This window comes from Streptomyces sp. LMG1-1-1.1 (assembly GCF_040815545.1).
GTDB lineage: Bacteria > Actinomycetota > Actinomycetes > Streptomycetales > Streptomycetaceae > Streptomyces.
In genome coordinates this window covers 44,121-56,336 of sequence record NZ_JBFPNH010000044.1, presented here as the reverse complement: position 1 = coordinate 56,336, position 12,216 = coordinate 44,121, and the positions used below count along the sequence as shown (strand labels likewise).

General features: G+C 70.8%; 11 protein-coding genes, 1 tRNA gene and 1 other RNA gene. 8 read left to right on the top strand and 5 right to left on the bottom strand.

Going from position 1 to position 12,216, the window contains the following annotated elements:
- Together MRBLMG1_RS26075 and ffs are read right to left on the bottom strand one after the other, a co-directional pair.
- Nucleotides 1–1,435, bottom strand: a 1,435-nt coding sequence (locus MRBLMG1_RS26075) for a DNA polymerase III subunit gamma and tau (protein WP_367826550.1), incomplete at its 3' end; no start/stop codon positions are given.
- Between the two features lie 389 nt (nucleotides 1,436–1,824).
- Nucleotides 1,825–1,923, bottom strand: an RNA gene (gene ffs / locus MRBLMG1_RS26070) — signal recognition particle sRNA small type.
- 141 nt (nucleotides 1,924–2,064) lie between these two features.
- Between ffs and MRBLMG1_RS26065 the strand changes: the two genes are divergently transcribed.
- A tRNA-Ser gene (locus tag MRBLMG1_RS26065) sits at nucleotides 2,065–2,152 on the top strand.
- A 194-nt stretch (nucleotides 2,153–2,346) separates the two neighbouring features.
- Here the strand turns inward: MRBLMG1_RS26065 and MRBLMG1_RS26060 are convergent.
- Entirely contained in the window at nucleotides 2,347–2,943 is a 597-nt protein-coding gene (locus MRBLMG1_RS26060) for a hypothetical protein (RefSeq protein WP_367826549.1), read from the bottom strand.
- A 328-nt stretch (nucleotides 2,944–3,271) separates the two neighbouring features.
- Here MRBLMG1_RS26060 and MRBLMG1_RS26055 point away from each other — a divergent pair, with 328 nt between their 5' ends.
- From MRBLMG1_RS26055 to MRBLMG1_RS26040, 4 genes are all read left to right on the top strand, one after another.
- Nucleotides 3,272–3,589: a hypothetical protein gene (locus MRBLMG1_RS26055; protein WP_367826548.1), complete on the top strand. Its 318-nt coding sequence runs from the start codon at nucleotides 3,272–3,274 to the stop codon at nucleotides 3,587–3,589.
- Nucleotides 3,590–3,647: 58 nt separating this feature from the next.
- Nucleotides 3,648–4,322: an ABC transporter ATP-binding protein gene (locus MRBLMG1_RS26050; RefSeq protein WP_367826547.1), complete on the top strand. Its 675-nt coding sequence runs from the start codon at nucleotides 3,648–3,650 to the stop codon at nucleotides 4,320–4,322.
- A complete protein-coding gene (locus MRBLMG1_RS26045; RefSeq protein ID WP_367826546.1) occupies nucleotides 4,319–6,571 on the top strand; it encodes an FtsX-like permease family protein in 2,253 nt (750 codons plus the stop codon). The genes MRBLMG1_RS26050 and MRBLMG1_RS26045 overlap by 4 nt, the downstream gene beginning before the upstream one ends.
- Before the next feature lie 77 nt (nucleotides 6,572–6,648).
- Nucleotides 6,649–6,858 carry a DUF4287 domain-containing protein gene (locus MRBLMG1_RS26040; protein WP_367826545.1) on the top strand — a complete coding sequence of 70 codons (210 nt, stop codon included), beginning with the start codon at nucleotides 6,649–6,651 and terminating at the stop codon, nucleotides 6,856–6,858.
- 13 nt (nucleotides 6,859–6,871) lie between these two features.
- Here MRBLMG1_RS26040 and MRBLMG1_RS26035 read toward each other — a convergent pair whose 3' ends face one another.
- Complete coding sequence (locus MRBLMG1_RS26035; protein WP_367826544.1) at nucleotides 6,872–8,062, bottom strand: MFS transporter; 1,191 nt, start codon at nucleotides 8,060–8,062, stop codon at nucleotides 6,872–6,874.
- Between the two features lie 104 nt (nucleotides 8,063–8,166).
- On the opposite strand from MRBLMG1_RS26035, the gene MRBLMG1_RS26030 reads away from it, so the two are divergent.
- The 3 genes from MRBLMG1_RS26030 to MRBLMG1_RS26020 all read left to right on the top strand — a co-directional run bounded on the left by MRBLMG1_RS26030 (nucleotide 8,167) and on the right by MRBLMG1_RS26020 (nucleotide 11,162).
- Complete coding sequence (locus MRBLMG1_RS26030) at nucleotides 8,167–9,162, top strand: ArsR/SmtB family transcription factor (protein ID WP_367826543.1); 996 nt, start codon at nucleotides 8,167–8,169, stop codon at nucleotides 9,160–9,162.
- Nucleotides 9,163–9,176: 14 nt separating this feature from the next.
- Nucleotides 9,177–10,016, top strand: a complete 840-nt coding sequence (locus tag MRBLMG1_RS26025) for an alpha/beta fold hydrolase (RefSeq protein WP_367826542.1) — start codon at nucleotides 9,177–9,179, stop codon at nucleotides 10,014–10,016.
- An 87-nt stretch (nucleotides 10,017–10,103) separates the two neighbouring features.
- On the top strand, nucleotides 10,104–11,162 hold the full coding sequence (locus tag MRBLMG1_RS26020; RefSeq protein ID WP_367826541.1) for an aldo/keto reductase: 1,059 nt from the start codon (nucleotides 10,104–10,106) through the stop codon (nucleotides 11,160–11,162).
- Nucleotides 11,163–11,305: 143 nt separating this feature from the next.
- Here the strand turns inward: MRBLMG1_RS26020 and MRBLMG1_RS26015 are convergent, their stop codons facing one another.
- Nucleotides 11,306–12,160: a helix-turn-helix transcriptional regulator gene (locus MRBLMG1_RS26015; RefSeq protein ID WP_367826540.1), complete on the bottom strand. Its 855-nt coding sequence runs from the start codon at nucleotides 12,158–12,160 to the stop codon at nucleotides 11,306–11,308.
- Nucleotides 12,161–12,216: the final 56 nt, after the last annotated feature.

The window sequence follows — 12,216 nt, the reverse complement described above, 5'->3', positions numbered from 1 at the left end:
CGGCTGCCCCCGGCCAGGCCCCGGGACGCGTCGCGGCGGGCTGCGCCTGCGCGGGCGCGGGCTGCGGGGCCTGCTGGAAGGCGGGCGCGGGCGCGGCGTGCGCGGGCTGCGCTTGGACGGGGGCCGCGTGCACGGGAGCCGCCTGTACGGGAGCCGCCTGTACGGGAGCCGGGGCGGGCGGCGGCGGTGCCATCGGCGTGTGGGCCTCGGGCCCGGGCACGTACCCCAGGGCGGGCGCCGGCGGCCCGGGCGTGAAGACGGGCGCGGGCGCGGCGGCGGCTCCGCGCTCAAGGCGGTCGAGCCTGGCCTGGAGCGAGCGCTCGTCGTCGAAGGCGGCGGGCAGCAGCACGCGCGCGCAGATCAGTTCCAGCTGGAGCCGGGGCGAGGTGGCGCCCCGCATCTCCGTCAGCCCCGTGTTGACCAGGTCCGCCGCCCGGCTCAGCTCGGCGGCCCCGAAGACCGACGCCTGCGCCTGCATGCGCTCGATCACGTCGACGGGGGCGTCGATGAGCCCCTTCTCCGCCGCGTCCGGCACCGCCGCCAGGATCACCAGGTCCCGCAGCCGCTCCAGCAGGTCCGTGACGAACCTCCGCGGGTCGTTGCCCCCCTCGATCACCCGGTCGACCACCTCGAAGGCCGCGGCCCCGTCCCCGGACGCGAACGAGTCCACCACCGAGTCGAGCAGCGAGCCGTCCGTGTAACCCAGCAGCGACGTCGCCATGGCATACGTCACACCGTCGTCGGTGGCCCCCGCCAGCAGCTGGTCCATCACCGACATCGAGTCACGCACGGACCCCGCACCGGCCCGCACCACCAGCGGCAGCACCCCGTCCGCGACCGGAATGCCCTCCTGCCCGCACACCTCGCCGAGGTAGTCCCTCAGCGTGCCCGGCGGCACCAGCCGGAACGGGTAGTGGTGCGTCCGCGACCTGATCGTCCCGATGACCTTCTCGGGCTCCGTCGTCGCGAAGATGAACTTGAGGTGCTCCGGCGGCTCCTCGACCACCTTCAGGAGCGCGTTGAACCCCGCCGACGTGACCATGTGCGCCTCGTCGATGATGTAGATCTTGTACCGGCTCGACGCCGGCCCGAAGAACGCCTTCTCCCGCAGGTCACGCGCATCGTCCACACCACCGTGCGACGCCGCGTCGATCTCGATCACGTCGATCGACCCCGGCCCGTTCCTCGCCAGGTCCCGACACGACTGACACTCCCCGCACGGCGTCGGCGTCGGCCCCTGCGCGCAGTTCAGACACCGCGCCAGGATCCGCGCACTCGTCGTCTTCCCACACCCACGCGGCCCACTGAACAGGTACGCGTGATTGACCCGGTTGTTCCGCAGCGCCTGCTGCAACGGGTCAGTGACATGCTCCTGCCCGATGACCTCAGCGAAGGACTCCGGACGATAGCGGCGGTAGAGCGCGAGAGACGACACAACTACGAGGTTATAGGCGCCCACCGACAACCCGGGAAAAACCGCCCCCGCCCGCCCCGGGCCCGAGGGCTCCGCCCCTCCCGGGACCCACCGGCTCCACCGGTCCCGGCACCCACTGGCTGCACCCGTTCCCGGCCCCGCGGGCTCCGCCCCTCCCGGGACCCACCGGCTCCACCGGTCCCGGCACCCACTGGCTGCACCCGTTCCCGGACGCAGCGGGCTCCGCCCGTCCCGGAACCCACCGGCTGCGCCCGACCCCACCGGTCCCGGGACCCACCGGCTGCGCGCCAGTCCCCCGGACCCACCGGCTGCGCCTATCCCAGGCCCCACCGGCTCCGCCCGTCCCCGAACCACCGGCTGCGCCCGTGCCGCCCGCCGGCTCCCCCGGAAACGCAAGCGCCCCCCACGCACCTGCCAGAGCCGACCTACCCTTGCTGCCTTCCGGCCCTGGGGGAGTTCAGTCAGATAGCACCGCGTGAGGGGCTCCGCCCAGCGTACCCGATCCCCAGCACCCCCCGTGCCCCTCCCTCCCTCGGTCCCACCCGCGACCCCACCCGCAATCCCACCCCGACGCCCCTCGTACCGATCACGTTCGCGAGCACCCCTCAACGTCTTGTATTGTTTGCCCCGGAGGATTCGCCTAGTGGCCTAGGGCGCACGCTTGGAAAGCGTGTTGGGGGCAACCCCTCACGAGTTCGAATCTCGTATCCTCCGCCATTGCTCTCACCGGGCAATTCGTTGAAGGGCCCCACCGTTCGCGGTGGGGCCCTTCGACGTTGCCGGGGACGGAGGCAACGCCGTCGCCGCCCAGGCGCAGAGTGACGTGCGTCTCAGTCGCCCGCAGCGCGGAAAGACGAAAGTCCGGCCGGCCTCGACCACCCTCCCCCTCCCCCTCCCCCGCCCCTCAGCCGCTACACAGGACAGGGGCGGTACTCGAGGCTCAACTCGCGGTCGACCGCGTAACTCGTCCGCATCGACGCGTCGATCACCTTCTGCCACGAGCCGTACTTGGCGTACAGCTGATCCGCCGTCGGCCCGAGCGGATTCCCGTACTTCGCGATGTTCCGCTCCTCCAGCACCCGCACCTCCTCCGGACTCATCCCAGCCCTGGTGATCTCCTTCGCCTGGTTCCGCATGTCGACCAGCTCCCGCGCGATCTCCTCATCGGTGAACCCCGCCTCCCGCATCGCCGCCTCGGTGCGGTGCATGTCCTCCAGCAGCCCGTGGTACCGCATCCGCGTCCGCTGGGCCTCCACCTTCTCGTCCATCGGCAACACCCGGATCCTGCACACCACCGGATCCGTACTAGGGCACGGATCATCCGCCGCCACCGGCCGCGCCAGCGGCGCCGTGATCACCGACCCACACGCCTCCACCGCCCCGGCCACGCTCGTCCCCGCCGTACCCAACAAGGCGACGGCAGCCGCAAACGGAACCAACGCGCGCCGCAGCCGCGCGGAAGACAGAGAGGTGAAACCCGAGCCGTAAGAGAAAAACGAAGAGTGCATGCGCGCCACCTTGGCGACGCTCCCCCACCCCTTCACGCAGGCTCACCGACGATCACCCCTACGGGCACCCGACCAGCCGCCCTGCCCACCCCCGACCCCCTCCCCGTCACGCCTGATCCCCCCGTTCACCGGATCGAGGGGTCATGAGAGGGAGGGACGTTACTGCGCGCATCCTTATGTAGTCATGCCGATACTTTCTGTGATGACCAGTCGGCGCTCGACCAAACAGGGGTTATCGATGCGGAAGTTGGCTACAGCGGTGGTGGCTGCGGGGTTGTTCTTCGGGGGGATGGGGGTGGCGGTGGCCGATTCGGCCCACGATTTGGTGATGCGGACGCCGGGGGTCGGTTTCGTCGGCACGTACCAGTGGCAGCCGACGACCAAGATCCCGAGCGGCCTGCATGTGAAGGGCACTCTGCGCGACGAGAACAACGACGACGGCCACAACGTGTACCTCCGTATCAGGGTCGAGGGCTACGCGTGGGGCCACCTCACAGGCGTCCAGAGGAGGCACATCAAGGTCGACAAGGTGTTCTCCGACGGTGCGGTCCTCAAGACCAAGCAGGTGAGGATGCACGCGTGCATCGACCGCGGATCCCTGCGGCCTGATTACTGCTCACCGGAGCGGTTGTTCTCCCGCAAGTAGTCATCGGATCTGGGGAGCCGCTTAGGCGCGGCTCCCCGCCCCCAAGGAGCGCACCACGATGGACGTCATCCTCCGCGCCGAGGGCGTGGATCTCCTCTACGGCACCGAGCAAGCCGTACGGAACGCAGATTTCACACTCGAGCGCGGTGAAGTGGCCGCCATCATGGGAAGTAGCGGATCGGGGAAATCGTCGCTGCTGTACTGCCTCGCAGGAGTTCTGCCGCCGAGCAGCGGAACCGTGACCTTCGACGGCGTGCAACTCTCTTCGCTCCCAGACGGGGAGCTGAGTGCCCTGCGACGTACACGCCTGGGGTTCGTCTTCCAGTACGGGGAGCTCCTGCCCGAGCTGACCGTGGAAGAGAACACGGCCCTTCCCCTCCGGCTCGCTGGAATCAGTAAGACGCATGCCCATGCCATGGCCGCCCAGGTGCTGGGACGGCTCGGGATGGGCGATCTATTGCGACGCAGAACCTCGAAGCTGTCAGGCGGCCAGAGCCAGCGTGTCGCGGTGGCAAGAGCTCTGGTCCATAGGCCTGACGTGGTGTTCGCGGATGAACCGACCGGCGCCCTTGACAGCGTCAATGCATCTGCCGTGCTGGAGGAGTTCCTTCAGCTGGCGCGGAGGCAGAAGACAGCCGTGGTCATCGTCACGCACGATGCCGAGGTCGCGGCGAGGGCCGACACGCAGTACACGATGTCGGACGGCCTTCTGGCCCAGAGGGTGGCGGCGTGAACCCGCTCGTCCTCGGAATGCGGTTGCTGCGCGGCAGCGGGCGTCGGGGACAGGCCCGATTCCTACTGATGACGCTTGGGTCGGCACTCGGAGTGGCGTGCCTGGCCGCCGTCCTCACGATCCCATCGATCCTCACCGCTCATGACGGGCGTACAGCTGCGCGCGAGCCCGCGATGGGAACAAGTAGCTTTCTTTACCAGGAATTCCGGGATCCTTACGGGTCGCAACCGCTCCATCGGGTCTTCGTCGCACGGAGAAGTGCTGGGCCTGCTCCCGTGCCCCCGGGCATTACACAGCTTCCTGACGCCGGCGAAGCGGTGATCTCACCGAAGCTCGCCGAGATTCTGGCTGCCAATCCGAATGCAGCCGGTCTGGTCCCCGGTCGCGTCACTGGCATCATTTCACCAGAAGGATTGGGCGACACCGAAGATCTGTACGCCTATATCGGCACCACCCCTGCTGAGCTGACTGAGGCAGGAGAGCTGGGTAGCTTCGGCACCAGTCGATCGTGGCGTCAGATCGTCGAACCATCGACCCTCAGCATCCTGCGCTTCACCCTCGGGTGCATCGTGCTGCTTCCCCTCGTCATCTTCCTCTCCGTCTGTGCGCGGCTGTCCGGAGAGTCGCGTGCGCGGCGGCTTGCTGCGCTTCGGCTGGTGGGCCTGAGTGTGAAGGACACGCTGCGGGTCAATGCGGGGGAGAACGTGGTGGCGGCCTCAGTTGGTGCCCTGCTTGGGGTCGTGGGGTATCTCGGGGTCAATGAGGTGATGGCACGGGTCGGGCTTCCTGGGTTGCATTGGTATCCGAGTGATGGGCGACCCGAGGCGTCGACGGTGGTCGTGTGTTTGTTTGGGTGTCCGGCGCTTGCGTGGGTGGTGGGGCATTTCGGTGCTCGGCGGGCTGCGTTGTCGCCGATCAGTGTGCGGAGGACGGGGGAGCGGAAGGCGCCGAGGAAGTTCGGGTTGCTGCTATTGGTGCCTGGGCTGGGGGTTGTCGCGGGGTATTGCGTGGCCAGTGCGATGGGGCGGGATCCGTCGGGAGGGACGGCGGCGTCGCTGTTGGTGCCTGGGGCTGTGTTGTTGACCGGTGCTGGGCTTGTTTTCGGGTTGCCGCCGGTGATCGCGTGGATTGCGCGGCGGGTGGCGGGGGTGGCGACGTCGCTGCCGGTGGCGTTGGCGATGCGGCGGACAGAGGTGGATCCGGGGGCGTCGTTGCGGGTGGTGACGGGGCTCGTGCTGCTGGTGTTCGGGGCGTCGCTGACGCAGGGGGTGTTGATCGAGCTGGACCAGGTGAGTCGGCGGAGCGGGCCGCTTCAGGAGTACGACATTCGGCTGAAGGATGTGTCGCCGGCACAACGGGAGGCGCTGGCCGAGGTTCCCGGGGTGCGGGACGCGACTGTGTCGTACAGCTCGTGGGATCCGCTGGACGGGAGCGACGTGGCGCACGCTGACCTGGTGGTCGGCACGTGTGCGCAGCTTGCGGCGTATGCGCGGCAGGCCCGGGGTTGTGTGGACGGCCGCGTCATGCAGTTGCGGGACGAGAGCACGCCGTACTGGTACGACCCGAAGGCGGGAGAGAAGTACCCCTTCGCGTTGGGGGACGGCCGGAAGGTTCTGGTGACCGTGCCGGCCGAGCGAGTCGCCCTGCGGACATGGGGCGTGTCCGCTTTCAAGGCGGGCGCTCTTCTCGTACCTCCTTCGCTCGCTCCGGCAGGCCTGGCGGATTCGCACGGCACCCTCACGCTTCTCAGTGATTCCGATCCCGAGACCGTGCGTTCTGTGCTGGATGGGATTGGGGCGGTGGCGCCTACGGCGGCGGTGGATCCGGTGGGGATTGTGATTGATTCGATGGCGCAGTTGAGGGTGATTCGGAGTTTGTTGGTGGTGGGGATGGTGTTGGGGCTGGTTATCGGGGTGGCGGCGTTTGTGGTGGCGGTGGCGGATAGGGGGATGGAGAGGAGGGGGGAGGTGGCGGCGTTGGTGTTGTTGGGGGCGAGGGCAGGGACGTTGAGGGTGGTGCAGGTGGTGCAGGTGGTGGTGCCGTTGGGAGTTGGGTTGGGGGCGGCGGTGGTGGCGGGGTGGTTGGCGGAGTCGAGCTATCTGATTACGGGGGGTGGGGCGGTGCATTGGGACTGGGAGGGGTTGCCGGTGTTGGTGGGGTGTGCGGTGGTGGTGATGGTCGTGGCGGGGGTGGCGTCGGTGCCGATGGTGCGGAGGCATGTGGAGCCGGAGCAGATTCGGCGGGATTGAGGGGGCGGGGGGCGATGAGTTTGGGGTGGGGTGGCGGTCTGAAGTGGTAGTTGACCGTCTGGGATGAGGAGAGCGTCGTGGCCGAGAACGTGGTGAAGGGGCCTGCCAGCTACTTTCCGTCGATCGAGAAGAAGTACGGGAGGCCGATCGGGGAGTGGAAGGAGCTGATCGGGGCGTCGCCGCTGGGGAAGCACATGGAGTTGGTGGCGTGGCTGAAGGCGGAGTACGGGATGGGCCACGGGCACGCGAACGCGCTCGTGGCCCATACGTTGGCCGAGGGGAAGTAGGGGCGGGGCGGGGTCACGCGGCGAGGGTGTGGGTGGTGCGGCGGGTGACGCGGGAGGTGAGGGCGAGGGTGGCGGCGGCGGTGGTGGTGCCGGCGAGGAGGGCGGTCCACCAGAGGGTGGTGGGGCCGAGGGTGGTGTAGGTGGCGACGCCGAGGGTGAGGGCGGCGAAGCGGGCGAGGCCCCAGGTCCAGCTGAAGGCCCCTTGGTAGCGGCCGCGGGCGTGGGCGGGGGCGAGGTTGGCGACGACGCCGGCGGCGATGCCGGCGACGACGACCTCGCCGAGCGACCAGACGACGACCGAGAGCGTGTAGCCGGCGATGCCGTCGGCGAGGCCGGTGAGGGCGACGCCCAGGGCGATGAGGGCGCTGCCCCCGCTCTGGACCGCGAGCTGCGGGAGGCGGGCCAGGCGGGCGGTGGCGAACGGCTGGAGGGCGACGACCAGGACGGCGTTGACCGCCGCCATCGCTCCGTACACGGCGGGAGAGAGGCCGCTGTCGTGGACGGCGAGCGGCAGGGCGACCTCGGTGAGCGAGTAGACGAAGAGCTGGACGCCGAAGAGCGGGAGCAGCAGCAGGGCGAGGCGGTCGCGGAGGACGACGCCGTAACCGAGGCCGTCCTGAGCCGCCGCGGCGGTGTCCGTCCGCTTCGGTTCCGGCAGGCGGACGGCGACGACCAGGGCGAAGAGGAGCATCGAGCCGGCGTCGACGGCGAAGAGGAGCCAGTAGCCCTGGGCGGCGAGGTAGCCGCCGAGGACGCCGGCGACGGCGCTGCCGATGTTCACGCCCCAGCCGAAGAGGGCGTACGCCCGCTGGCGGCGGTCGGCGTCGACGGCGTCGGCGAGGAGGGCGTACGCGGCGGGGGACACGGCACTGCCGGCCGCGCTGATCAGCAGGACCGCCGCGGCCATCGTCCAGACGCCGGGCGCGAGGAAGAGGGCGCCCTGGGCTGCCGCGGCGCCGATCAGGCCGATGAGCATCGTGGGGCGGCGGCCTAGGCGGTCGGCGAGGATGCCGCCGACGGCCGGGCCGAGGAGGTTGCCCGCGCCGAGGGCGCCGAGGACGTACGAGGTGTCGGTGCCGGTCACTCCGCGCGAGGCGAGGAAGAAGACCAGGAACGGGGTGACGAGGTAGCCGAGGCGGTTGATGATCGTGCCGGCGAAGATCGTCCAGACGACGGGCGGGAGGCCGCGGAAGGAGGAGGGCATGGGAGGAGGCTGCGCCCAGGGGCCGAGCGCCTCCAATGATTAAGCTGGAGCCGAATCCATTCGGGGCAGTAGGCCGGAATGTGTGACTTGGGGGAAGTGGACGTATGGAATCCGGGCTCAGTTTCTCCGCCGCCGACCTCGCCCAGACCCGCTTCGCCGTCTCCCCCATGTGGGAGGTCGTCACCAGTTACCGCATCCTCGTCCGGCAGCCCGACACCGCCCCGCACCGGCGGTGGGTCGCCCAGGTCCGGCCGCGGATCGCACGGGCCGGGCTCGACCGCGGGTGGCTCGACGCGCTCGTCCCCGGCCACGGGTACCTCGCCGACTTCCTCACCCCGACCCCCGCCGGCCCCTTCCCCACCCTGGAGGCCGAGCTCGACGCCATCCGCCGCACCCCGGCCGAGCAGGTGCGCGACGACCTCGACAGGCTGGGGCGGGAGGAACGGGGGGAGAACGGCTCGGGCGGGAACCTCCGGTCGCGCGTGCTTCGGGAGGCTCCGGAGGAGGCGTTGGGGAGGATCGCCGACGAGATCGAGTCGTACTGGGAGATCGCCCTCGCCCCCTACTGGGCCCGGATCCAGAAGGTCCTGGAGGCCGACGTCTTCCACCGGGCCCGGCAGGTCGCCGAGCACGGTTCGGCGCGGGTGCTGAGCGAACTCCACGAGACGGTGCGGTGGGACGACGGCACGCTGCGGCTGGTACGCCGCCACTGCGCGCTCACCCGCGACCAGGCCGGCTCCGGGCTGCTGCTCATCCCGTCCGTCTTCGCCTGGCCGCGGGTCCTCACCCGGTCCGTCCACCCCGACCCGCCCCAACTCGCCTACCCCGCACGAGGAATCGGAACGGTCTGGGAGCCCCGTACCACCGCCGCCACCGACGCCGTCGCCGCCGTCCTCGGGCGCTCGCGGACCCTGCTGCTCACCGAGCTCGACACCCCGTCCTCGACGACCCAGCTCGCCAGCCACTGCGGGCTGTCCGCCGCGGGCGTCTCCCAGCACCTCATCGCCCTGCGGAACGCCGGACTGGTCACCGCCCACCGCAGCGGGCGGTCCGTGCTGTACGCCCGCACCGCCGTGGCCGACCAACTCCTCAACCCTTAGGAGAGGATGCGGGGATGGCTTCCACTTCTTGGTCCGAGCGGGTCGTGGTGCGGGGCGGCGTACGGCTGTCCTGCCGTGACTGGGGAGGCTCCGGGCCCGACGTCCTGATGCTCCACGGGCTCGCCGGGCATGCCGGCGAGTGGGACGCGAGCGCGCGCCTGTTGCGGGATGCCGGCTACCGGGTCGTCGCCCTCGACCAGCGCGGGCACGGGGCGAGCGAGCGGCACCCCGGGGACGCCTCGCGGACCGCGTACGTCGCCGACGTCGTCGCCGTCGTCAACGAACTCGCGCTCGACCGGCCCGTGTTGGTCGGACAGTCACTCGGCGGACACACCGCCTTCCTCACCGCGGCCGCCCACCCCGGGCTGTCGCGCGCGCTCGTCCTCGTCGAGGCCGGACCCGGCCCGTCGGACCCGGGTACGCAGGAGGGGATCGGGGCGTGGCTGCGGTCGTGGCCGGTGCCGTTCACCTCGCGGGAAGCAGCCGTCGCGTACCTCGGCGGCGGGAAGGAAGCCGTGGGGGAAGGATGGGCGAGCGGGCTCGAGGAACGCGACGGAGGGCTGTGGCCGCGCTTCGATCCCGAGTTCATGGTGCGGTCCCTCGACGACAACGCCGCCGGCGGCTTCTGGGACGAGTGGACGGCCGTCGCCTGCCCCACGCTCGCCGTCCTCGGGGAGGGCGCCCAGGGCGGGATCATCGGCGGCGATGAGTACGCGCAGATGGTCGGGATCCGGCCCGGGCTGCACGGCGCGAGCGTGCCCGGCACCGGGCACGACGTCCACCTGGAGAGGGCCGGTGTGCTGCACCGGCTGATCGTCGGGTTCCTGCGGGAGGGCGGGGTGGGGGCGGCCTAGAGAGAGTCTCCAGGGAAAAGGGGAGGGCGCCTCGACGGCCCTTTTCCCTCTTGCCTTGGAGTGCACTCCAGTTCCTAGAGTGCGCGCATGCGCTATCGGGTACTCGGCGGGACCGGGATCGACGTCAGCACGTACTGCCTCGGCACCATGATGTTCGGTGCGGTGGGGAATGCGGATCACCAGGAGTCCGTACGGATCATCCATGCGGCCCTGGACCAGGGCATCAACTTCGTGGACACCGCCGACATGTACTCGGCGGGCGAGTCCGAGGAGATCGTCGGCAAGGCGCTGCGCGATCCGCGGCGGCGGGAGGAGACGGTCCTCGCCACCAAGGTGTACTTCCCGATGGGCGGTGAAGGGCCCAACAAGGGCGGCTCGTCGCGGCGTTGGATCACGCTCGCCGTCGAGAACAGCCTCAAGCGGCTCGGCACCGAGTGGATCGACCTCTATCAGGTGCACCGGCCCGACCACCGTACGGACGTCGAGGAGACCCTCGACGTCCTCGGCGACCTCGTCACCCAGGGGAAGATCCGGGCGTTCGGCTGCTCCACCTTCCCGGCCGAGGAGATCGTCGAGGCGCACGCCGTCGCCGAGCGGCGGGGGCTGCGCCGCTTCCGCTCCGAGCAGCCGCCGTACTCGCTGCTCGCGCGGGGGGTCGAGGCGTCCGTGCTGCCCGTGGCCCAGCGGTACGGGATGGGCGTCCTGACCTGGAGCCCGCTCGCGTCCGGATTCCTCACCGGCCGGTACCGGAAGGGCGCCCCCATCGACCTCACCAGCGGGCGGCCCGCGCTCACCCCGCACCGCTTCGACCCCTCCCTGCCCGTCAACGCCGCCAAGCTGGACGCCGTCGAGCAGTTCGTCGCCCTCGCCGACGAGATCGGTTGCAGCCTGCCCGAACTCGCCATCGCGTTCGTGGCCGCGCACCCGGCGGTCACCTCCGTCATCATCGGGCCGCGGACGATGGACCAGCTGGAGGGGCTGCTCAAGGGCGCGCCCGTCATCCTCACCGACGAGGTCCTGGACCGTATCGACGCGATCGTGCCGCCCGGGACGAACCTCTACCAGCCCGACGGCGCTTGGCGTGCGCCCGTCCTCACCGAACCCGGGCTGCGTCGGCGGCCGTTGGAGGAGCGGGCGGCCGGCTGACGAAAAACAGCGCTACGGGCGGTGAGCCGCTGGTGGGCAGTGGGCGGTGGGCTCTTGGTGGTCGGTGGGCTCTTGGTCGTCGGTGGGCTCTTGGTGGGCGATGGGCTCTTGGTCGTCGGTGGGCTGTTGGGGGCGGTGAGCTGTTACGGGGCCGCCGTGAACTGCTCCGTGCCCACCACCCTCAGGAGGGCCAGGCGCTCCGCCGCGTCGGTGCCCGGCGGCGGGGTGTGGAGGACGAGGCGCTGTTCGCCTTCCGGGGCGAGGAGGACCTGGCAGTCGAGGTCGACGGGGCCGATGACCGGGTGGACGACGCGCATGCGGCTGTGGCGGCGGACGGCGACCTCGTGGAGGGCCCAGAGCGCGGCGAACTCGTCGCTGACGGCGCGCAGTCGGTCCACGAGGCGGGTGGAGGCCGGGTCGTGGGAGCGGCGGCCGGCGGCGGCGCGCAGGTCGGCGACGTGGAGGCGGCTGTAGTACGCGTGCTCCTCGGGCGGGTACGCCGTACGGGCCCGCTCGTCGGCGAACCAGCGCCACACGACGTTGCGGCCGTGCTCCGACACCGTGCAGACGCCGCCGAGGAGGGCGCGGGCCATCGCGTTCTGGGCGAGGACGTCGCCCAGGTCGCTGAGGACCTGCGCGGGGGTCGAGTCCAGCTGGTCGAGGAGGTGCAGCAGGCCGGGCGAGACGTGGTCGCCGGCCGTGGGGCCGGCGGGCGGACGGTGGCCGGCGAGCAGGTGGAGGTGGTCGCGCCCGTCGGTGTCGAGCCGCAGCGCGCGGGCCAGCGCGGCGAGCATCTGCGGCGAGGGCTGCGGGCCGCGGGCCTGCTCCAGGCGGATGTAGTAGTCGGCGGACATCCCGGCGAGCTGGGCGACCTCCTCGCGGCGAAGCCCGGGGGTACGGCGCCTGGGCCCGGCCGGGAGACCCGCGTCCTGCGGGCGGACCCGGTCGCGGGAGCGGCGCAGGAAGTCGGCCAGTTCGCGGCGGTCGATCGTCGTCATGCGGATCATCCTGCCGGAGGCGCGAGGCTCCATCCAGGGACCGGCGATCCCAGGGT